This is a genomic window from Clostridium sp. YIM B02569 (genome assembly GCF_022320765.1).
Classification (GTDB): domain Bacteria; phylum Bacillota; class Clostridia; order Clostridiales; family Clostridiaceae; genus Clostridium; species Clostridium beijerinckii.
The window spans coordinates 74,280-96,602 of the sequence record NZ_JAKJJX010000002.1 but is presented as its reverse complement, the minus strand read 5'-3'; the positions used below and the strand labels follow the sequence as shown (position 1 = coordinate 96,602).

At 30.2% G+C, this 22,323-nt stretch carries 19 protein-coding genes; 3 read left to right on the top strand and 16 right to left on the bottom strand.

Going from position 1 to position 22,323, the window contains the following annotated elements:
- The first annotated feature begins 7 nt into the window (after window positions 1-7).
- The gene (locus tag L3B96_RS02155) at window positions 8-2,947 is read left to right on the top strand and encodes an ATP-binding protein (protein WP_238858676.1); all 2,940 of its coding nucleotides are present in this window, start codon (window positions 8-10) and stop codon (window positions 2,945-2,947) included.
- 41 nt (window positions 2,948-2,988) lie between these two features.
- Entirely contained in the window at window positions 2,989-3,351 is a 363-nt protein-coding gene (locus tag L3B96_RS02150; protein WP_077829069.1) for an Hpt domain-containing protein, read from the top strand.
- 127 nt (window positions 3,352-3,478) lie between these two features.
- On the opposite strand, the gene L3B96_RS02145 is transcribed toward L3B96_RS02150, so the two are convergent.
- The 9 genes from L3B96_RS02145 to L3B96_RS02105 form a co-directional block, all read right to left on the bottom strand.
- Window positions 3,479-4,036, bottom strand: coding sequence for a hemerythrin family protein (locus L3B96_RS02145; protein ID WP_236895839.1), 558 nt, complete (start codon window positions 4,034-4,036; stop codon window positions 3,479-3,481).
- A gap of 93 nt (window positions 4,037-4,129) precedes the next feature.
- On the bottom strand, window positions 4,130-4,357 hold the full coding sequence (locus L3B96_RS02140; RefSeq protein ID WP_012060969.1) for a hypothetical protein: 228 nt from the start codon (window positions 4,355-4,357) through the stop codon (window positions 4,130-4,132).
- A gap of 33 nt (window positions 4,358-4,390) precedes the next feature.
- A complete protein-coding gene (locus L3B96_RS02135) occupies window positions 4,391-4,798 on the bottom strand; it encodes a bacteriohemerythrin (RefSeq protein ID WP_012060970.1) in 408 nt (135 codons plus the stop codon).
- A gap of 118 nt (window positions 4,799-4,916) precedes the next feature.
- The gene (locus tag L3B96_RS02130) at window positions 4,917-5,324 is read right to left on the bottom strand and encodes a response regulator (protein ID WP_012060971.1); all 408 of its coding nucleotides are present in this window, start codon (window positions 5,322-5,324) and stop codon (window positions 4,917-4,919) included.
- A 26-nt stretch (window positions 5,325-5,350) separates the two neighbouring features.
- On the bottom strand, window positions 5,351-6,823 hold the full coding sequence (locus tag L3B96_RS02125) for a hybrid sensor histidine kinase/response regulator (protein WP_238858675.1): 1,473 nt from the start codon (window positions 6,821-6,823) through the stop codon (window positions 5,351-5,353).
- Window positions 6,824-6,864: 41 nt separating this feature from the next.
- The gene (locus L3B96_RS02120) at window positions 6,865-8,469 is read right to left on the bottom strand and encodes a methyl-accepting chemotaxis protein (protein WP_017212169.1); all 1,605 of its coding nucleotides are present in this window, start codon (window positions 8,467-8,469) and stop codon (window positions 6,865-6,867) included.
- Between the two features lie 15 nt (window positions 8,470-8,484).
- Window positions 8,485-8,982: a chemotaxis protein CheW gene (locus tag L3B96_RS02115; RefSeq protein ID WP_012060974.1), complete on the bottom strand. Its 498-nt coding sequence runs from the start codon at window positions 8,980-8,982 to the stop codon at window positions 8,485-8,487.
- 34 nt (window positions 8,983-9,016) lie between these two features.
- On the bottom strand, window positions 9,017-11,641 hold the full coding sequence (locus tag L3B96_RS02110) for a methyl-accepting chemotaxis protein (protein WP_238858674.1): 2,625 nt from the start codon (window positions 11,639-11,641) through the stop codon (window positions 9,017-9,019).
- 98 nt (window positions 11,642-11,739) lie between these two features.
- Window positions 11,740-12,111, bottom strand: coding sequence for a response regulator (locus L3B96_RS02105; protein WP_238858673.1), 372 nt, complete (start codon window positions 12,109-12,111; stop codon window positions 11,740-11,742).
- A gap of 442 nt (window positions 12,112-12,553) precedes the next feature.
- Here L3B96_RS02105 and L3B96_RS02100 point away from each other — a divergent pair, with 442 nt between their 5' ends.
- Window positions 12,554-13,210 carry a response regulator transcription factor gene (locus L3B96_RS02100; RefSeq protein WP_039773002.1) on the top strand — a complete coding sequence of 219 codons (657 nt, stop codon included), beginning with the start codon at window positions 12,554-12,556 and terminating at the stop codon, window positions 13,208-13,210.
- A gap of 11 nt (window positions 13,211-13,221) precedes the next feature.
- Here L3B96_RS02100 and L3B96_RS02095 read toward each other — a convergent pair whose 3' ends face one another.
- The 7 genes from L3B96_RS02095 to L3B96_RS02065 all read right to left on the bottom strand — a co-directional run bounded on the left by L3B96_RS02095 (window position 13,222) and on the right by L3B96_RS02065 (window position 22,294).
- Complete coding sequence (locus L3B96_RS02095; RefSeq protein ID WP_238858672.1) at window positions 13,222-14,247, bottom strand: chemotaxis response regulator protein-glutamate methylesterase; 1,026 nt, start codon at window positions 14,245-14,247, stop codon at window positions 13,222-13,224.
- Window positions 14,248-14,289: 42 nt separating this feature from the next.
- On the bottom strand, window positions 14,290-15,105 hold the full coding sequence (locus tag L3B96_RS02090) for a protein-glutamate O-methyltransferase CheR (RefSeq protein WP_238858671.1): 816 nt from the start codon (window positions 15,103-15,105) through the stop codon (window positions 14,290-14,292).
- Between the two features lie 15 nt (window positions 15,106-15,120).
- Window positions 15,121-16,842 (bottom strand): methyl-accepting chemotaxis protein, encoded by a 1,722-nt coding sequence (locus L3B96_RS02085; RefSeq protein ID WP_238858670.1) that lies wholly within the window; start codon window positions 16,840-16,842, stop codon window positions 15,121-15,123.
- A gap of 52 nt (window positions 16,843-16,894) precedes the next feature.
- A complete protein-coding gene (locus tag L3B96_RS02080; RefSeq protein WP_238858669.1) occupies window positions 16,895-18,964 on the bottom strand; it encodes a chemotaxis protein CheA in 2,070 nt (689 codons plus the stop codon).
- 257 nt (window positions 18,965-19,221) lie between these two features.
- The gene (locus tag L3B96_RS02075; protein WP_012060982.1) at window positions 19,222-19,956 is read right to left on the bottom strand and encodes a flagellar motor protein MotB; all 735 of its coding nucleotides are present in this window, start codon (window positions 19,954-19,956) and stop codon (window positions 19,222-19,224) included.
- Window positions 19,957-19,973: 17 nt separating this feature from the next.
- Entirely contained in the window at window positions 19,974-20,759 is a 786-nt protein-coding gene (gene motA, locus L3B96_RS02070) for a flagellar motor stator protein MotA (RefSeq protein WP_012060983.1), read from the bottom strand.
- A gap of 575 nt (window positions 20,760-21,334) precedes the next feature.
- Window positions 21,335-22,294, bottom strand: a complete 960-nt coding sequence (locus tag L3B96_RS02065) for a methyl-accepting chemotaxis protein (protein WP_238858668.1) — start codon at window positions 22,292-22,294, stop codon at window positions 21,335-21,337.
- Between the last annotated feature and the right edge of the window lie 29 nt (window positions 22,295-22,323).

Below are 22,323 nucleotides of genomic sequence, written 5' to 3'. Positions count from 1 at the left end.
TGATATTATGAATAAAGCAAATACTCATAAAAATTTTTCTCTTTATAAATGGATTTGGCAGTCCTATATTCGTAATGCATTAATTCCATTAATAATTATTGAAATAATTTTTATTTGTATATATTTCATCTCAAATTACTGGTCTCATAAAAGTTCGGTTGCCTTTTACAAAGATCAATCAAAAAGTGAACTTAATAAAATTATTAAACAAGAAGTTAACTTAATTGATCAGCACTTATCATCTATTTCAAATTCTACAATGTTTTTCAGTTTGCAAATGGGACATGCTTTATCAACTACAGTTTCTTTAACTCCTACAGAATATAGTAGGTTATCATATTCAAATGATAATATTTATTATACTAAAGAGAACAATTCAGCTGATGAGGCAGCAATTTTTTATAATAATTTTCTACCTGCTACAAGAGATGATAAAGAAAAGAAAATAGCCAAGGTATTAACACAACAAAAATTAATGGCAGATATTAAGAATTCTTGTCCATTAGTTAATTCCATATATTTTAATACCTTTGATTCCTTAAATATAACTTACCCATACGTTGATGTTTTTAATAGCTATAATTATTCTCTACAAATACCTTCTAGCAAATTTTATTATGAAGCTGATGCTAATCATAATCCAGATCAAAAAGTAAAATGGGTGGCTCATGATTTTAATTCAAGTAACAACAATTTTATAAGTTCTGCTATATGTCCTGTTTATAACGGCAATTTCTTAGAAGGTGTTGTAGGCATTGATATAAATATGGATTCAATTGTCAATAAGGTTTTAGAAATTGATATTCCTTGGAATGGTTATAACTTATTGATTGGAAAAGATGGTAATATTCTTTCACTTTCTGATGTTGGAAAAAGTGATTTGAATTTAGATCAACTCGTTTTAAAATATGGAAACGGGTATTATCAGTATAACTTGTATAACAATAATGATTTATCCACATTAATGGATGAAATTCAAACTAGCGAAACTGGATTTTCAAATTTCACACTAAAAGAAGAACCTAGAATTGCATGTTGGTCTGCTATCCCTAATACAGATTTAAAATTATTAATAGTTGTTCCAACAAAAAATATATACTCTAATGCTGATATGCTAAGAAATAATTTATTGAAAATTGGAATCATTACAATATTAGGATTAATTTTATCGTATCTTTTATTTTTCTTAATTACTTATAAGAAAGTAAAAAATATGAGCCATATTGTTTCTGGCTCTCTGCTAAATATTAATAATATTGTTCAGGAGATTAGTAGTGGTAAATATGATATAGCTGATCCACTATTAAAGATCTCAGAATTAGAAGATATAGCATTAAATTTGATAGAAATGGGACATCATATTGGTGAAACAAATAAAAATTTATTAGTTACCCAATCTGAACTCAGAAAAAAAGAAGTTGATTTCAGGTCACTTGTTGATTCAATTAATGACATAATCTCAGAGATAGATATAAACGGTTATATCACTAAGTTATGGTCCAGCGTCCATACTTATTTGTATAAACTACATATGCACGGTCATCTTAATTCTATCTATGATATTTTAGATGAAAGTACAGCTAAAATTGCTAAAGAGAAGATACATTATGTCATTAAATCAAGAAAATCTACTACTATGGATTTTAATATCCAATCCAAAGATGGATTAAAATGGTTTGAGGCATGTATCTCTCCTCATCTAAACTATAAAGATAGAGTAGTAGTTCTAACTCGTGATATTACAGAACAAAAGAAAATGGCTCGTTCTATTATTACTGCAAAAGAAGAGGCTGAAAAAGCTAGTAAAGCAAAATCCGAATTTTTATCTAGCATGAGTCATGAGCTTAGAACACCATTAAATGCTATATTAGGATTTTCTCAAATTTTAGAATTAGACCCTGAATCTCCATTAAATCCTTCTCAGAGTCAGAGTGTTAAGGAAATATCCAAAGCTGGCAGTCACTTACTGGAGTTGATTAACGAAATATTAGATTTAGCAAAAATCGAATCAGGAAAACTTAGCATTTCAATTGAATCTGTTCCGATTAAACATGTAATAGAAGAGGCTATTTCCATAATAAAACCATTTGCGGATAAACATAAAATAAAAATTATTAATTATCCTATAGATAATTCAGATGAATTTGTTTCGGCTGACCATACACGATTAAAACAAATTTTGCTCAATTTGCTATCTAACGCAATTAAGTACAACAAAAAAGATGGCCAAGTAATCTTTTATCATGATAAGGTTAATGATAAGTATAGATTTCATGTTATTGACACTGGAATTGGCTTATCCAATTCTGATTTAGAATTGATTTTCAAACCATTTTATCGTCTAAACAGAATTAATAACTCAATTGAGGGGACTGGTATTGGGCTTGCAGTTGCTAAACAACTAACTGAATTAATGAATGGTGAAATATTTGTAACTAGCGAAAAAGGTGCTGGCAGTCACTTTTGGATTGAACTTCCTTGCATCGAATCGTCTATTTTGCAAACTTCTGAAAATATGATGACATCTGAAAATAGAACTTATTTCCCTAACGATAAATTTCGTACAATATTATATGCTGAAGATAATCCTGCTAATTTACGACTTGTTGAACGTGCTCTATCCCAAATTAGTAATTTAAAAATGCTTTCAGCAAATTCTGGTGAGCTGTGTTTAGATTTAGCCATTGCCCATAAGCCAGATATTATATTACTAGATATAAATTTACCTGGAATAGACGGTTATGAAGTCTTCAAAAGACTCAAAATGCATAAGGAGACTAAAGATATCCCAATCATCGCTGTTAGTGCTCATGCAATGCCTAGAGATATAGAAAAAGGATTATCATTAGGATTTTCTGATTATATTACTAAACCAATTGATATTCCAAACTTTATCGAAAAGGTATGCATCCTATTAGCTAGAATTAATAAAGAAGATATCAATTAATAGGACATACTATATTTTAAGAAAGAGGAGCTATATAATTTATGAATTACGACAAAAATTATGACATAATTGGTTTTTCAAATGATTTAGGACTTAATCTTCAACAAGTGTCAGAACTTTATGCTGAATTGATTAATGAATTTAATCTAGCACTATCAGAGTTAAAGACCGCCATGATTGGAAGTGATTTAGAAAATATTCAAAAAATAATTCATAATTTGAAAGGTCTTTCCGGAAATTATAGAATAGCTGATCTCTATGAGGAAACTACTAAAATTAATAATTTATTGAAAAACAGCAATTATAATAATATCGAATCGCATTTAAGTAATCTACTTACTGTCATCTCCATAGCCTTAAAAAAAATCAGAAGCTTCTTTTATCAGAGATCTATACTAATATAAATATATAATAAAAAAAGACTGTACTAAAGAATTATTATTTAAATAGAACCTATGAAATAGCTCTTTTCTGAGTATCTATTTCATAGGTTCCATTTTCGTTCTTAGTACTATCCTTTTAAATTATCAGCTAATTTCTACGACTATTTATTAGGAATTCTCCTAGATCTTTATCTGCGGTTAGCATATGTTTTCTACACCATTTAAATATTTTTTGTTGCATATGTATAATAAATAATGTTGATATTTCTCTGGTTTCTAAGAAGCTTCTTATGTCCCTTAAGCAATCTTTGAATTCTTCGTGCTGCATCTGCTGAATCTCTAATCCTGGATAGTTATTTTCCTTTTGAATTGCTTCTTCTTCATTAATATGACGAATTGCATGTTCTTCAAGAGAATCCAACGCCTTAATAATCTCTATCTTGCTTTTTTCTTCATTCATAGCACTTACCAAATTATTAATTAATCTAAATAATTCTTGATGCTGTCTATCGATATTATCAACTCCAGTGGATAACACAGCATCCCAATTTGAATTCATAAAATGCATAAGTACCTCACCACTAATATTGATTCTGCTAATATCCATAATAACCGAATCATTATCTTCATGAGTAAACTTTACCATTGATGACGCTATTTTATTATTTATTAATCCTCTTTCATCCTTTTTCAATACTTCATACATATTTCATACACCCTCTCATAATTTATACTTCTATACCCAAATATCATTATCTATATATAATCCTCACCCTAAGATTTTAAATGTTTAGCATAATTAATCTACACAAATATATTCATTAACAATTTCTTCTGGTAATTCTCTGTAATCAAATGGTGATATATCATCAATTTCAAATTTGACTAACTCCATAACCTTTATTAATACCCTATCCATTTTTACTAGAAATTCTTCCTTTTCTTCTGCCTTAATAACAAAACTATTGAATGGAACATTATATTTATTTACAAACTTCAAATTTAAATTTACAACCCAACTTCTCATATATGTATCCCCCTTATCCAAAATATCTTAATATTATTTAGAATTTTCTATTAAAAATTTTCCTAAATCCTTATCTAGATCTCGTATATGACTCTTCCACCAAGTTGACATTCTATTTTGTACCTTTATCACAAATAATGCAGATGTTCCAGTAGTTTCAAATGTCCTTCTCAATTCTTTAAGTTCTTCTTTAAACTCTTCATGCTGTTTATGTTGAATGCTATATTTAGGATAATTATTTTTCTTTTGAATTTCTTCTTCCTCAGTAAAATGCTTTATAACATAATCTTCAAGGAAGTTTAAAGTTCCTATAACCTCATCCTTACCCTTTCCTTCTTTCATGGCAATCAATAGTTTATTAATACGATCAAATAGTTCTTTGTGTTGATTGTCGATATTTACAATCCCCGTTGCTAAATTATTGTCCCAATTTAAATTCATAATAAAACACCCTCTCATAAATTACTTTTAATAAGTTGCTTTCTTTATATAAAGATATCTTCTGTACGAATACAATTTAAAACACCCTTGCCTATACCAGATACCTATATAATTTAAATTATTTTTTATCATCTATATCTAAATTTAATTTCTTCATAACTTCGATTAATTTATCAGTATTTATTGGCTTAGTTACATACACTTCACACCCTAGTTCAAAAGCATTTTGGACATCTTTTGCATTATCTAAGGCCGTAATCACAAACTTTTTAGACAAATTTTCATAGGTTATTTGTTTTTCTTTCTCAATTGAATTAATCATCTTCAGTGCTTTTAACCCATCTAACTTTGGCATCATTATGTCAAGACATACAACATCATATGGATCTTTCTCCTCCACTGAAAACATAAATGCCTGGACAGCTTCCTCTCCGTTAACTACCATATCGCAATCACCATATTGTGAAAAAAACTTAAATAAAAACCGTCTATTTACATAATCATCTTCCGCAATAAGAATTCTCATATACCAACCTCTTTTCCACCCAAATTTTATATATGCATTAGACTAATAATGCGTTCTCTCAATTGCTCAAAAGTCACTTTTACTTTTTCCTCATTTCCCCTTCGTGCATTTGCTTTCAACTTAAATCCCATCATCACTAGTTCATCAAATTTAGAAATAACTATAGAGTTATTTATAATCTCTGCTATCTTTTCAATTTTGATTAGATTATTATTTGCCTCGTCCATTTTTTCAACTAATCTTCTTAATTCTGTGTTTAAATCTGTGCTTCTATTTATTTCATTCGAATTTTCGAAATTTCTTTTCTCTTGTAATTCATATGAATTAATATTCACTTTTCCTCTCTTTACTAGTCTGAAAGCCGCTGTAAAACTAAAGGTGCTTCCTAGTCCCATATGACTTTCAACGCAAATCCCTCCCCCTAATATTTCAACCAATTGTTTTGACAATGCAAGTCCTAATCCAGTTCCATTATATTCACGGGAATAAGAATTATTTAATTGACTAAAACTTTTAAATAATAAATTCTTATCTTCTTCATTAATTCCTATCCCGGTATCTTTAACTAAAAACCTTAAAATAATCTTTTCTCCTATTATTTGCTCAGCCTTAGTTATTAATGAAATTCTTCCTCCATCTGTGAATTTTATTGCATTACTTATCAAATTGTTAAGTATTTGTTGTAACTTTTCAGAATCTCCATACAATAAATCCGGAATTTCATCTGAATCATTATATTCTAAAGTAATTCCTTTTTTTCTTACATCGTATGAATAGATTTTAAGTGTGTTATGTATTAGATTTTTAAGATTAAAATTTGATTCCCTCAATTCCATTTTTCCTGCTTCTGATTTTGAAAAATTCAGTATCGCATTCACAATATTAATCAATGAATAAGCACTATCTTTTGCAATTAGAAGATTTTCTCTCAATTCATCTTTTAACTCGCTATTCATTAATGTAAGCTCAATCATCCCTATAACACCATTAAGTGGCGTCCTTATCTCATGACTCATATTTGCAAGGAAATTACTTTTTGCTTTATTTGCTGCTTCTGCTTCTTCCTTTGAGCTTATAAGAAGATTTCTCATCTCTTCCTCTACTCTTTTTCTCTCAACTCTTTCATGCAAATCCTTAAGTTCTCTTTTTACGACCATTCCAAGACGTGCCATTTTATCCTTCATGATATAATCCTTACATCCAGCACGCATGGCTTCAACAGCTGTCTCCTCCCCAATTTCACCTGATACTATAATAAATGGTATATCTAACTTTGTTTCATTTAATATTTTCAATGCTTCAATAGAATTAAAATTTGGCATTACATGATCAGATAAAATTATGTCCCACTCCTTACAATTTAACGCCTTTCTTAAATCTTCTGCATTTTCTATTTGCTCATAGTCTACATTGAAACCACTTCTTTTAAGTTGTGCTACCTCAAAATTCAAAGAGGCTTTTGAATCTTCTATTATCAAAACTCTAATATCATTTATCATAGGCTTCACTCCATGGCACTAATTTTAAATCATTCATATTTTTACATCATATCAAAATCTATGTTTTTAATTGAATTATTTACTAAACAGCTTTTAGTTTCCCTTAATTTAAATTTTGAAACTTGATCTTTCAACATCTCTGCTTGAGATGCCAACTCTTCGCTTGCAGATGCACTTTCTTCTGCTGTCGCTGAATTAGTTTGCACTACTGCTGATATTTGAATAACTCCTTGATTAATTTGAGATATTCCTTCTGCCTGTTCATTTGAAGCTACTGCTATTTGATTTATGAATTCAGCAACTTTCACAGTATCTTCTACAATTTTATTTAGTGCTTCAGATGTCTGTTTTGCTATCTTAGTTCCCATTTCTGCCTTTCTAATAGCGCCCTCAATCATCTCTGCAGTTTCCTTTGCAGCTTTTGCAGATCTTGCTGCCAGGTTTCTAACTTCCTCTGCAACCACTGCAAAACCTTTTCCATGCTGTCCAGCCCTTGCCGCTTCAACCGCCGCATTTAAAGCTAAAATATTAGTTTGAAATGCAATTTCATCAATAACTTTTATAATCTTATATATACTTGTTGAAGCATTGTTTATATCTTCTACCGCTATTTTCATTGCTTTCATTTGCTCATAGCCTTCTTGAGCATTTATTTTTGCACTAACAGCAATTTCATTAGCATTTGTGGAGTTCTCTGCATTCATTTTTGTTTGGGCAGATATCTCTTCAATAGATGCTGTTAATTCTTCAATGGAGCTAGCCTGTTCCATAGCCCCTTCTGAAAGTGCTACACTTGAATCAGAAACTTGTTTTGCCCCTGCTGAAACTTGTTCTGTTGCTGAATTTATATTGCAGATAGTATTATTTAATTTTTCAGCCATTCTTCTAAAAGAAAGAGCCAATAATCCGATCTCATCTTTGCTCTCTATATTAACACTTATATTGAAGTCTCCATCTGCAATTTTATCTGCTATTCTTATTATCTTATTAACTGGTCTACTTATAGATAAAGAGATAAATACTCCTGTTAGTATTGATAAAATCACTCCTATAATTAAGATTATTGCTGTTAGTAATGTTGTGTTATCTGCTGTTTTACTATTACCATCCGAAGTTTCTTTAGCTATCTTCAGTTTTAAATCTGTATATGTTTTTAAATTTGACTGTAACTTTTCTAAAACTGGTTTTCCCTCTGAATATAAAATATTAATTGCTTCTTGATTTTTATTTTGATTCTTTAGTTGAGTTATTTTACTTATAAGATTCATATATTCTGATTTAGAAACCTTTATCTCCTCAATAGCCTTTTTTCCTTCAATAGTTAATGTTGTTTCTGACAATTTATTTAAGCTATAATCAAACTTATCGCTATTATCCTTAATTCCACTAATATAATCTTGAATTTCCCCTGTATTATCTGAAAGCAAAATGTCTCTAGTATTAGCTCTTATATTATTAAAGTCATTTGAAACCTCAATAACATCTCCCAATGGCTGAGTCATTTTATCATATAATTTAGTATCAAGATCACTAATTTTATTTATATTAGAAATGCAATATATCCCCGTAATACCTGCAATAAAAGCTGCAAATAAGAATCCCAGAAGTATTTTTAAACCTATTTTCATATTTTTGAACCATTTCATAATAATGTCCTCCCTCTATTGTTCAATGTTATTTAGGGTTTCAGCATCCTCATCGTTTATTAACTTATTACAATCTAAAATTAATTTAACTTGATTATCTATTTTTCCTATTCCCTTTATGTACTTATTGCTAACTTTGCTTAGATTAGGTGGAGGTACAATGTCTTGATCTGGTATTATTAGAACCTCAGAAACACTATCAACAATAAGACCTATTGATAAGTCATTAATATCTATTACGATTATACAAGTCCTATCATTATACTCCCTGAAATCCTTCTTAAATCTTAATCTCACATCCATCACCGGAATTATCTTTCCTCTTAAATTAATAATTCCTCTTATATAATCTGGAAGTTCTGGAACCAAAGTTATAGGTTGTATTCCAATAATCTCTGTAACATTATTTATTCCTATACCATAAGATTCATCATCAAGTATAAATGTGAGGTATTTTCCCTTCTGAGTATCTTCTTCCATATCTGCATTATCATTAATTATGTTTGTATTCATGCTACCACTTCCTCTCTTCTACTAGAAATCGATACTAATACTTTCCAAACTCTGTGTCATCTAAATTAATACTAATTTTTTTTCTTATATTAAATGCTTGTCCAAATTCTCTCTCCTCTATGGCATTTTCTAGCCTTGATGCTTCCTTTTCTTCTATGCTGTCTAAAAATATTTTATTTGAACTTCTCTTTTTTAGATTGAATTGAGCAACCCTTTGTTTCAAAGTTTCTGCCTGGCTAGACATTTCTTCACTCGAAGAGGCAGTTTCTTCGGATGTCGCAGAATTTATCTGAGTAACTCTCGATATTTGTTCAATCGCTTCATTTATTTGTGATACTGCAGTTGCCTGTTCGTTACAAGATGCTGCTATTTTTCTTACTATCTCAGAAGTACTACTGATATCGTTAACTATTGAATTTAGTGATTCTGCTGTATTGTTAGCTATTTGAGTTCCAGAATTCACTTTTCTTATTGACCCTTCTATCAAAGCTGTTGTTTCTTTAGCCGCATTTGCACTTCTACCTGCAAGATTTCTAACCTCTTCAGCAACTACCGCAAATCCCTTCCCATGCTGTCCTGCCCTTGCGGCTTCTACCGCTGCGTTAAGAGCCAATATATTAGTTTGGAAAGCTATTTCATCTATCACTTTTATTATTTTAGAAATATTTTCAGATGCTTCATTAATCTCATTCATGGCCTTTAGCATAGTACTCATTTCTGTATTTCCATTAATAGCATTCGTTGTTGCTTTTGTAGCCAGCTCATTAGCTTCATTAGCACTTATAGCATTTAATTTTGTTTGTTCTCCTATCTCTGAAAGCGAAGCAGTTACTTCCTCCACAGCACTTGCTTGTTCCGCAGATGCTTGCGATAGGTTTTGGCTTGCATTTGAGACTTGTATTGATGCCGAAGCCACCTCATTTGCTGATATATTTATATCAGTAAGTACTTGATTAATTTCTTGTACAGATAGATTTAAAGCGTTCATTATATTTCCATAATCACCTTTATAAGAATTCTCAATGCGAACATTGAGATTACCTTTTGACATCTCTTCTAAAACACTTTTTATTTCTCCTATTGGCTTGGCAAAAGCATCAACAGCTTTATTTATTATACTTATGAGTTCTTTAAAGCTTCCTGTATATTTTTCACTTTCACCTCTAATATCTAAATTTCCTTCAGCCGCTGCTGAAAGAACCATTATTTGTTCATCAACAACTTTAAGAATATTAGATTTTAATCCATGCAGACTTTCATTTGCAATTCCGTATCTTCCAGGCAATTTTTCAAGCTCAACTGAGAAATCTCCTTCTGAATAAGATTTTAATACTGCAAATATTTTTATTAATACATCTATAGATATCCACATTCCATCATTAACACTTTGAGCCATTTGCCTATATACCCCATCGAATTTTGAAACATCTATTCTATCTCTTGTATTACCTAATTTAAATGTATCATTCATCCAATTAACTTCTTTAACAAATAAATTTAAAGTATCAATTAATGTATTCAGATTGTTCTTTATTTTATTAAATTCACCTTGGTATTCATTTTTAATCTTTTCTGGTACATCCCCATTACTTATCCTTTTCACGTAATCAGCTGTGATATTAATAGGTTCAACAAACGCATCAATTACATCATTAATTCCATCAATCATTTTAGCCCATGATCCATTAAACTTGGATGAATCTATCCTTTTTGCTAAATTTCCTGATTTAATTTCATTGGCCATATTAATCTGTTCCTTAGATATATTTAATAAATTATTTTTTAAGTCTTCTATATGCTCATTTACCAATCCATACCTTCCTGGGAATTTTTCAAGCTCAACTGTAAAATCTCCTTTTGAATATGATTTAAGCACTGCAAATAACTTAATAAATACTTCTATCGATATCCATGTAGTATCATTAATACATTCCAACATTTCTTTATAAGAGCCTTGAAATTTTGTAGCATCTATTTTATCTCTTGTATTCCCTAATCTAAAGCTTTCTTTGAACCAATGAATATTTTCCATTACATTATTGAGATTATCTATAAGTTTATTAATGCTTATTTTTATAACATTAAATGATCCTATTTCCTCCCTAGTGTATTTCTCATTGAATTCTCCTTTACTTATCTTTTCTATGTAATGTGAAGTTGCTCTAATATTCTTTATAAACATATTCATTGTTGCTAAACTCTTCCTATGTACATTTCCCCATGCCCCTGAGTATTTTGATAAATCTAAAGCTATATCAAAATTACCTTTTTTAATGCAATCTTCAATTAAATTAGAATCATCGATCAGATTATTTATATTTTTTTGTATCTGTTTAAGTGAATTAGCTAGATCCCCGAATTCATCAATAAAATCTACCTGTATATCTTCGTCAAATTCTCCGTTAGCAATTTTCCTTGCAATATTATTAATTTTTCTTATATGTTTGTAGATGAAATTTATTAGTAATAATCCCATGATTACTGTGATTATTATAGAAAACAGTAATATTATTATCATATTAATTCGCATTTCTTTTATATCTGCCACGTTTCCCACTCCGATATTAAATGCGGCAAACAAAGCAATTTCCATAGCTATAATACCTGTAAATATTAACCCAATTTTATTTTTTATTTTCAGATTACTTACCTCAAACATCTTAATCCATCCCATCTAACAAAATTTACTCTTATGATGTTATCTTAAATTTCAAGTTAATTTCCTAATGCTTTCAATTACATGCTTATCTTAAAGTTTTATTTTCTAATATTTCTTTCAATATTTAATAGTTGTTTAGATACAATGTCCTCCCTGAAAGGTTTTACTATAAAAGATATAGCTCCTGCTAGCATAGCCTCCTTAACTTGGATTTCATGCGATAATGACGAAATTACTATAATCTTTGCATTTTCATCTATTGACTTAATGATCTTTATTGCCTCTACTCCCCCAAGTTCTGGCATGGTCAAATCCATTGTCACAATATCTGGTTTTAATAAATTATATAGTTCTACGGCCTTTATACCAGTATCAGCTTCACCTATGATCTCAAATCCGCAATTTTGTAAAATAGATTTTAAAGCGAGTCTCATAAATTCCGCATCATCTACTACTAAAACTCTTTTCATATAATTTCACCCCCATGAAATGCTATAAAAATACCACTTTTCCTTTAATTTTATTTTAAATGTTTTTAAAATTGGTTTGTAGTACCACAAGTCATGTAGTATCATGCAAATTGCACAATTAATTTGTATAAATATGCCGATTGCATTTTTATTTAAAATCCACTTCATATAGATGACATTTATAAGGATTTTCACCATCAATAGTTCCCTAATCTTTACAATTGCAATTTAAAAATTAAACTAATAAAGTTTACACACAAAATTTTATTAGTTTAATTAAGATTAGCTTTATACATTGTTCATGTATTTGTAAAATGTTATAATTTATATTAGAATCTACAAGCGGTTAATCTGTGTTTTCATTAGATTTAATAAATATTATTTGTCTATTTTTCACGAAAATTTAATATATTGCTTATTTGGGTAAAGAGAGGGTTCGTATATGACAAGAGTAATTATTGCAGAAGACCAGAAACTTTTACGAGAAAGTTTTAAAAACATAATTGAAAATAACAGTGATATAAAAGTTGTAGCTTGCGCTACTAATGGAAATGAAGCTTATGATCTATGTAAAGAATATATGCCTGATGTTGTTTTAATGGATCTGTCTATGCCTATATGTAATGGTACGGAAGCTACAAAACTAATAAAAGCAGAACTTCCATCAGTTAAGGTACTAGTTTTAACTGCATCTAATGATAAATCTGATGTCACAGATGCTATAAGTAATGGTGCTGACGGATATATCTTAAAAGATATAAGTACTGAGGAACTTATACTATCTATAAAAAGCACCTCACTAGGACTTGGCATAATTACTAAAGATATCTTAAGTCCTATGATATTAAATCTGCGTAAAGAAAATAAAAAAGCTAAGAAAAAAATTATTGATATTAATGGTATAAATATCTCATTAACTGAAAGAGAACTAAAAATAGTATCTATGATTGTTGATGGAAAAGATAATAAAGAAATTGCATCATCTTTATTTATTGCTGAAGGTACTGTTAAAAATATTATTACAGAAATAATTTCAAAGCTTAGTTTGAGAGATCGTACTCAACTTGCAGTTTATGCTGTAAAAAATGGACTAGTATAAATAGTCCATTTTTATTTTAACATATCGCAAATAACACTAGGTATATTTGAAATAGCCACTTGCTTTTCAACGGCTCCAATTTCAAAAGCAACTTTTGGCATACCATATACAACAGAGGATTTCTGATCCTGCCCTATAGTTCTTGCCCCTGCTCTTCGCATTGACATAAGCCCTACTGCTCCATCATGCCCCATTCCTGTTAGAATAACTCCTATAGCATTTTTTGACGCCACCTTAGCCACAGATTCGAAAAGCACATCTACAGATGGACAATGTCCATTAACTTTATTACCTTGAATAGTTTCTACAATGTACTTATCCGCAGCCTTCTTAAGTTTCATATGTTTATCTCCTGGTGCTATCAAAACCTTACCTGGCTCAATAGTATCTCCAGCCTGAGCTTCTTTAACAGTAAAATGTGTTTGCAAATTCAATCTATCTGCAAACATCTTAGAAAATACTGGTGGTATATGTTGTACTATAATTATCCCCGGAATATCTTTGGGAAGATTTTTTAATAGGTTATAGATAGCTTCTGTTCCTCCAGTCGATGCTCCTATAGCAATCACTTTATTTCTAACATTTATGCTCTTTTCCATTCCCCTATTACTACCACTCTTTGGAATTTGCCCTAAATTAGCAGATAGATTTACATTTACTGCTCCTCTAATTTTGATTATTAACTCATTAATAAAAATTTCAAATCCATTAGGAGTTCTAGCATCAGGCTTACTTAAAAAGTCTACTGCTCCTGCATCCATAGCATCGAAGACTACATCGCTTATAGAACTTACAACTATTATTGGAATTTTATATTGAGGAAGAAGCCTTTTAATGAATTCTACACCATTTAATTTTGGCATTTGTACATCACAAATCATAACATCGGGATTTAATTCTAATAGTTTATCTCTAGCATCATAGGGATCTACCGCTTTTCCAACAACCTCTATATTAGGTGCCGTTGATATTCCTCTTGATATTGCTTCCCTAAATACTATACTATCATCAACTATTAAAACTCTAATTGATCTCATTAACTTCACCTTCTTAGCCCTTTAAATTATCTTAAGATAAGTCTATTCCTTTCTATATACAGATGGCATTATATACTTAAATCCAGCTGTATCACCACTTAGTGATTCCGAATGCCCTATAAAAAGATATCCACCGTACTCCATGCTGTTATAAAATTTACGGATTAGCTCATTCTTTGTTCTATTATCAAAATAAATCATTACATTTCTACAGAAAATAACATGGAACTTTTTCTTAAATGGAAATACATCCTCCATTAAATTAAATTTTCTATATATAATTTCATTTTTAATATTCTCTGAAAATACGAAATTTTCCTCATCGTATTTTTTTAAATAAATCTTCTTCCACATCTCTGGTAATGGTGCGATTTGTTCTTTATGATATATTCCATCTTTAGCAATGCTTAATACCTTTTCGGATATATCTGTCGCTAGTATTTTTTTATCCCACCATAACTTTTCTTGTTTAAAGAATTCGCTTAATATCATAGCAATGGTATATGCCTCTTCGCCAGAAGAACACCCAGCTGACCATATTCTTAAATCTTTATCCCTTACTGAATTAATCAAATAAGGAAGTACCTTTTCTCTCAAATAGTCAAAATGTGTTTTCTCACGCATAAAATATGTATGATTTGTTGTAATTTTATTGAGCAGTGTACTAACTGCCTTTCCACTCTTATCAGAAACTACATATTGATAATATTGAGAAAAATCTTCTATATTATGCTCTGCTAACACATTATGGAGCCTTCCAATTACCAACATTTTTTTTTCTTCCCTGAGATTAATCCCATAGTTCTCTTTTATATAGTTGGATAATTGAGCAAATTCTTTTTCCGTAATTGAAATCATATAATCACCTTATCTCTAATATTTTCCAAATTCATTATCGCTAAGTATTATTTTTTTAGAATTTGATACTTTTCTCTCTAAGTGTTTATCTCTTGTTTCACTTAAATCTCTTGTGTTCTTACTAATATCATCATGAATACTATGGTTCATATAGCTATTGTTCAAGCTAGTCATTGAACTTCTAGCACTTGCTAATTTAAACATTTGAACTTGTTCCTTTAAAACTTCTGCCTGTCCTGCTAGTTCCTCACTTGCAGCTGCACTTTCTTCTGAAGTTGCTGAATTGCTTTGTACAACTTGTGATATCTGTATTATTCCTTGTGATATTTGTGAAATTCCTGTAGCTTGTTCTTCAGATGCATCTGATATACCATTAATTATTTTTGCAACCTCTTCTATATCACTAACAATACTTTCGAGCGCATCTGCAGTCTGATTTGCTATATTAGTTCCATCTTGAATTTTAACAATTGATTCCTCTATTATTTCTGTAGTTTCTTTAGCTGCCTTTGCAGATCTTGCTGCTAAGTTCCTAACTTCTTCAGCTACGACAGTAAAGCCTTTTCCGTATTGACCTGCTCTAGCAGCTTCTACCGCAGCATTTAAAGCAAGTATATTGGTTTGAAATGCAATTTCATCAATCACCTTGATAATTCTTGATATATTATTAGAAGAAACATTAATTTCATCCATTGCCTTAAGCATTAATTTCATTTCATTATTTCTTTTCCCCGCATTTGTTTTAGTACTATCTGTTATAATATTAGCCTTTTTAGCATTTTCAGCATTTACTGATATTTGAGAAGATATTTCTTCGATAGAAGCTGTCAATTCTTCAACAGCACTTGCTTGCTCTGTAGCCCCTTGTGATAAAGCTATAGTTGAGTCTGCTATTTGTCTAGATCCAACTGTAACTTGCTCTGCCGCAAATCCTATCTGACCAATTACTTCATTTAATCTATATTTCATTCTTTTCATTGATTCTGATAATATTCCAATTTCATCTTTTGAATCATTAATAATCTCTACGTCTAAGTTCCCTTTACTAATTTCACTTGTTACAGTCATAAGCTTCGCTATAGAGTTACTTATAGCTTTTGAAATAATAATTCCAAGTAATAGGGCTATAATTATAGCTGCAATTATTACAAAAATCATAGTCACAACAGCATTATTAACCTCTGCGGAATACTCATTTGATTTACTAAAGCCTGCTGATTCCTTTAATTGGAACAGATTGTCTACAGAATCATTTATTTGGTCAGATAGTTTTTGCGTTGAATCCTGCCCTATTAACTCAAGCGCTTCATCTCTCTTGCCTGAAAGAGATAACTCTATAACTTTATCCTTTATTACATCATATTTACTTAAAAGTGTATTAAGATTAGAAAACTCAGCTTTTGCTTCATCACTTTGAAGTGAACCTTCAAACTTTTTTAAACTCTCTTGAATTTTTACATCGTAATTTTTTATCCTATTAACATAATCGCTCATGTCTCTTCCATCTCTATACATTGTAATATTATTCAAATTTATTTTAAGTCTCTGAAAAGATATAGATGCACTAGCAACATCAGCAATTGATGCCCCATAATTTGTATACAAATTAGTATAGTTCTGATCTATTTTTTTTATTTTTGTAATTCCTATAACACCAACTATTCCAGCTAATAAAGCTACTACTATAAACCCAATTATTAATTTTGCTCCAACCTTTATATTGTTTAACCACCTCATATTCTTTCCCTCCATTAACCACTTATTTTAATTAAACTTAAGTTTTTAATATCTATACTGTTGTCATCAATCCATCCATGTCAATTATTAAACTTATATTTCCATCTCCCAAAAGAGTACATCCAGCTAAATCCTTGATATTTCTAATATTCTTTATATAATCTGGGAGAGCTTTAACAACTACTTGTTGTTGTCCTAATAACTCATCTACTAAAATGCATACCCACTTTTCATCCTGCTCTATCATTATTATAATTCCATCTGACAATTTATCTGTATCAGTTCTTATAGAAAAATGCTCGTTTAATCTAAGTATAGGATAGCATTGACCTCTAACCATAATAATCTCATTATTATCTGGATCTTTTATAATATCACTTTCTTTCGGTCTAAAAAATTCTTTTATAGAACTAGTTGGAAGAGTGTATCTGGAATTTCCAACTCTTACATTCATTCCGTCTATAATTGCAAGAGTTAATGGTATCTTAATGGTGATACTTGTACCAAATTCCAACATACTATCTATACTGACCGTTCCCCCTATCTTTTCAATATTTTTTACTACAACATCCATCCCTACTCCTCTGCCACTAAATTCTGATACAGCTTCTTTAGTGGAGAATCCCGGTAAAAATATTAGATTAAATATTTCTTTTTTACTCATTTCACTTTCATCTTTAGTAAGTAATCCATTGTTTCTTGCTTTTTCTAATATCTTTTCTTCATTTAGACCCTTTCCATCATCTTTTACTATAATTAAGACATCGCTACCTGCATTTTTAGCCTCTAACACCAAATTTCCTACTTGCTGTTTTCCTTTATCAATTCTTTCTTCTACTGTCTCTATTCCATGATCAATAGAATTACGAACTAAATGCATTAAAGGGTCTGATATATGTTCAATTATATTTTTATCTACTTCTGTTTCTTCCCCTATAATCGTTAATTTAACTTCCTTATCCATTTTCTTGCTCATATCTCTGACAATTCTATTCATCTTTTGAAAAGTTGCAGAAAGTGGAACCATCCTTATTGACATTACTGTATCCTGCATCTCTGCTATAATTTTCCGAAGTTGCCTTGCTGACTTTTGAAAATTATCTATTTCAAGTCCAATTAAATCTGGATTTTGTGTAACCATTGATTCAGAAATTACTAACTCCCCAATAAGATCCATAAGCCTATCTGCCTTAGCTACACTTAGACTTATAAATCCTTGATGCGAAGATGTTTTTTCAGTTTTCTTTTCTTCTGCTATATTTTTCTTTTCATCTTCCTTCTTACTACATTCTTTTTCTATAGCAACTTCTTCAACAACTTCTTTATTATCTAAAAAAGCATCATCGTCTTCTCCCATAAAGCTAATATCAAGTGAACTTAAAAAAACAGTTTCATTCAGAATTGTTTTTACATCCTCTAGATTTAAATCTGAAGAAAAATATATCTTAAACCCATTCTTCCTGATTTCTTCACAGGCTTTTTCATCATCATCTATTATATTTTCTGGTGAGCTACATATTATTTCAGCTACTTCTGATAGTTTGTGAAGAATACCAAAACACCTTATATTCTCCATTCCGCAATCTTCTGCAAACTTAAATTTAGCTTTATATTTTTTATTAGATACGTCCCTTTTACTTTTAGCGCTGGTTATAAAAAATTTTTGCTGCTCTAGATCATTCTCATTAGGCTTTGTATCACCATCAATTGTTTCTGTTCCTTTGAGTTTATTTAGAAAATCCTTTATTCCAGTAATTTTATTTGCGCAATCTCCATCTGGTGTATTTCCTTGCTGAATTTTAGAAATTTCGCCTTTGATAAAATCAATTGAATCTAACACAATATCACTTAATATATTGTTATCCACTTCATCTGGCTTATTTTCTCTAAGATAATAAAACAAATCTTCCACAGAATGAGAGAGTCCAGAAATGTTATTAAAAAGCATCATAGCTGATGATCCTTTGACCGTATGCATAATTCTAAATATTTCATCTATCGAATTTGAGAATCCATTTTCTTTTTCTCCATCAATAACTAATTGCTCTAATTGCTCTATAAGCTGAGTTGTTTCAAAAATATACATATCTAACATAGATTCATTTATAAAGCTTTCCGACATCTTAATTCCCTCCTTTTTTTACATATTTCCTATAAAACGTTAATCTCTCTATATTCTATATTAAATTTTTTATTGCAATCTTTTAAGTACCTTAAGTCATTGATTTTGATGCAAAATGCACTACTATACTACATATAAATGCAAATTGCACAAAATATCTTGAAATTTATATAAAAAGAGCATTCAATCTCTATGGATTAAATGCTCTGAATTATCTATATGTAAAATTTCTTATTAATCTCTTAGCTCTTATCTAGTTAATTTGATTTCTCCTCTGTAGGTACTGGGTATTTACGTACCACAAAGATTTCTACTCTTCTATTTTTAGCTCTTCCATCCTCTGTTGCATTAGATGCCTTAGGCATATGTTCTCCATAAGCCTGTATTGATATCTTCTCCTGATTAATACCTCCTGTACTAACCATATAATTCAACACATTTATAGCACGCATAGCACTTAAATCCCAATTGGAACGAAACTTCCCATTATTAATTGGCACATTATCAGTATACCCTGCAACTTTTATTTCATTATCTAGCCCATAAAGCATATGCGAAATTTTTAGAAGCAATTGTGATACATCTTTTAATACATCTGCTTCACCTGAATTAAAAAGTACAACATCTTGTATAGAAATTGCTAATCCCTCACTATTAAGATCAACTTTAACTTTATCAGAATAGCCTTCTTTTTTAATTTCCTCTTCTATCATTTTTTTAACTTCAGTCATTTTGTCTTCTTCAGCCTTATTATCACTAACACCAGATTCCTCCATAGAAATTGCAGAGTTACCATCTTGATGCATAACACCAGTCCCTCCGGCAAATATCATATTAAATTCTTTAGCCATTGACTGAAATTTTGCTTTATCTGTTTGTCCCATGGCAAACATAACGATAAATAGTGCTAGCAGAAGTGTTAACATGTCTGAATATGGAAGAAGCCATGCTTCATCTACATGCTCTTCATGATGTTGCTTTTTCTTACTCATCACTTTTCTCCTTTTAACTAATTATCATTATTATTTTCTTCAAATCTTACTCTTTGTTTTGGTTCAAGCATTCCTACTAGCTTTCTTTCAATACTCTTTGGATTATTCCCTGCCTGAATAGCTAAAATTCCTTCAAGCATAATGTTCATATTTTTTATTTCTTCTTGAGATTTTCTTTTTAACCTATTTGCAAATGGATGCCAAATTAAATATCCAGTAAAAATACCATAAACAGTTGCAACAAAGGCTGATTTTATACTTTCTCCAAGTTTTTCAATGTCATTAAGATTTCCAAGAGCACCTATTAATCCTATAACAGCTCCTAAAACTCCAAGCGTTGGTGCTGTACCACCTGCTGTTGTAAACGCTGTAGCACCAAGACGATGTCTCTCTTCCATACTCTCAATCTCTATTTCTAGAACTTCTTTTATAAGATCTGGTTCTAAACCGTCAACCACCATTTCTAATCCCTTTTTCATAAACTTATTTTCTAAGCCTTGTATAGTACTTTCAAGAGATAATAATCCATCCCTTCTAGTTGTCTGAGACATCTCCACAAGTTGTGCTATAATCTCAGCAGGATCTTCTTGCCCCTTAGCACTAAAAAGAACACCAAAAATCTTAGGAAGCTTAGTGAACTCTCCTTTTGGAAAAGAATTTAGCAAGGCTATTACAGTACCACCAATGATTACTAGTATGGCCTCTGCACTCATAAGTACTTGAAGGCTTGCTCCCTTTTCTAGCATGGCTGCAACTACAATTACTAACCCTCCAATAAGACCAATTACTAAAAATATATCCATGTTTGTCCCCCTTTATTGTTCTTCGCACGTCATATGATTAAATGTTATCTTTTTATTAGTAATATAACATATAATTACATTTTCTGTCGTTTTTCTTAATGATTTGGAATCTACAACCTATAACTATAATACCATAATCTTGAACAATCGAAAACTATATTTTGACATATTATATAACATAAATTCTATATATTTTGACTATATAGCATCTTTATTTTCCATTATTCATTTAATTTGTTAAACATGCTAAATTTAAGTTAAAATCCATTTATCAGCGTTATCTTTATTGTCGAAATAGAACTCGCTTTCTGTTATATGAATACAAAAATGCTGCTTTAATACATAGATTATTTAAAAATCTATACTAATTTTATTGAATATAAAACATTTACAAGCCTTACTAAACAAAAAAGTAGCTATTGGAACACTTTACTAATTCATCAAACACTAATTAATACCCCATTATGAATTAATGTACAATTCATCTATGGTTAATAATCACTTCAAGTAATTAAAATCTTTTATATGAATTGTACATCTATTTCTTCATATTTAATAACTAAAATTCCTAGAAACTATATTTTAAATTTGTCTATGGTCTCTTCTAATTTCTTTGCTAGAGTAAGCTGTTCTTTTGCATTAACTGAAATATTCTTCATAGAAGAGATTGAATTACTCGAACTATTTTCTATGCTGTTAGTGCTCTCAGAAGATCTTTGAGACATTTGGGCCATATGTTGAACCGCATCTGATACTTGACTTATTACTTCATTAATTTCCTCAGACATCCTTGCTAATTCGGAGGACATGGAATTTACGAAGTCTGCATCCTTATAATACTGCTTTCCTATATGCGAAAATTCCTCAAACTGTTTATTTACATCCACATCCATGAACTGTAAAAGTTCATTACTACTTAAAGATAGGTCATTGAAAGATTTTTCTACTTTTCCAATAACTTTTTTAACATTTTCAACTGCTTCTGAAGATTGATCTGCAAGTTTTCTAACTCCTTCTGCCACTATAGCAAATCCTCTTCCTTGTTCTCCTGCCCTCGCAGCTTCTATTGCGGCATTTAATGATAACAAGTTTATTTGCTCAGCTATTGCAGAAATAGCATTAGCCATAATCCCAATCTCATGCACTACCTTTCCTTCTTCAATAGCTTTAATGATCTTTTCTTCCTTCTCATGATATACTTTACTTATAGATTGAATTGCCTTATTACTACTATTCTCTACGGTATTTGCACGTGCTTTTATATTTGTGACATTACTTGTTCCATCCATTGCCTTTTCAGATAATATATTAACGGTCAAGTTTACTTCTTTTACAGATGCAGATATCTCCTCTGCAATTGCACTATTTTCTTGAACACTCGTATTTATTTTCTTTGTTTCTTCATTTACTGCAATTAAATTACTACTTATTTCATTTACAGATATAGTCAAATTTTCACTGGACGAATTTACATTATGTATATTTTCAGTTATTGCACTTATAAGTTCACGTACATTTTGCTGTGCCTTATTCAAAGTATCTGCTGTTTGTCCATATTCATCAT

Excerpts from the sequence above, each read along its gene's own strand:
- L3B96_RS02155 (WP_238858676.1), top strand. The coding sequence starts at position 8 with ATGAATAAAGCAAATACTCATAAAAATTTTTCTCTTTATAAATGGATT.
- L3B96_RS02150 (WP_077829069.1), top strand. The coding sequence starts at position 2,989 with ATGAATTACGACAAAAATTATGACATAATTGGTTTTTCAAATGATTTA.
- L3B96_RS02145 (WP_236895839.1), bottom strand. The coding sequence starts at position 4,036 with ATGTATGAAGTATTGAAAAAGGATGAAAGAGGATTAATAAATAATAAA.
- L3B96_RS02140 (WP_012060969.1), bottom strand. The coding sequence starts at position 4,357 with ATGAGAAGTTGGGTTGTAAATTTAAATTTGAAGTTTGTAAATAAATAT.
- L3B96_RS02135 (WP_012060970.1), bottom strand. The coding sequence starts at position 4,798 with ATGAATTTAAATTGGGACAATAATTTAGCAACGGGGATTGTAAATATC.
- L3B96_RS02130 (WP_012060971.1), bottom strand. The coding sequence starts at position 5,324 with ATGAGAATTCTTATTGCGGAAGATGATTATGTAAATAGACGGTTTTTA.
- L3B96_RS02125 (WP_238858675.1), bottom strand. The coding sequence starts at position 6,823 with ATGATAAATGATATTAGAGTTTTGATAATAGAAGATTCAAAAGCCTCT.
- L3B96_RS02120 (WP_017212169.1), bottom strand. The coding sequence starts at position 8,469 with ATGAAATGGTTCAAAAATATGAAAATAGGTTTAAAAATACTTCTGGGA.
- L3B96_RS02115 (WP_012060974.1), bottom strand. The coding sequence starts at position 8,982 with ATGAATACAAACATAATTAATGATAATGCAGATATGGAAGAAGATACT.
- L3B96_RS02110 (WP_238858674.1), bottom strand. The coding sequence starts at position 11,641 with ATGTTTGAGGTAAGTAATCTGAAAATAAAAAATAAAATTGGGTTAATA.
- L3B96_RS02105 (WP_238858673.1), bottom strand. The coding sequence starts at position 12,111 with ATGAAAAGAGTTTTAGTAGTAGATGATGCGGAATTTATGAGACTCGCT.
- L3B96_RS02100 (WP_039773002.1), top strand. The coding sequence starts at position 12,554 with ATGACAAGAGTAATTATTGCAGAAGACCAGAAACTTTTACGAGAAAGT.
- L3B96_RS02095 (WP_238858672.1), bottom strand. The coding sequence starts at position 14,247 with ATGAGATCAATTAGAGTTTTAATAGTTGATGATAGTATAGTATTTAGG.
- L3B96_RS02090 (WP_238858671.1), bottom strand. The coding sequence starts at position 15,105 with ATGATTTCAATTACGGAAAAAGAATTTGCTCAATTATCCAACTATATA.
- L3B96_RS02085 (WP_238858670.1), bottom strand. The coding sequence starts at position 16,842 with ATGAGGTGGTTAAACAATATAAAGGTTGGAGCAAAATTAATAATTGGG.
- L3B96_RS02080 (WP_238858669.1), bottom strand. The coding sequence starts at position 18,964 with ATGTCGGAAAGCTTTATAAATGAATCTATGTTAGATATGTATATTTTT.
- L3B96_RS02075 (WP_012060982.1), bottom strand. The coding sequence starts at position 19,956 with ATGAGTAAGAAAAAGCAACATCATGAAGAGCATGTAGATGAAGCATGG.
- motA (WP_012060983.1), bottom strand. The coding sequence starts at position 20,759 with ATGGATATATTTTTAGTAATTGGTCTTATTGGAGGGTTAGTAATTGTA.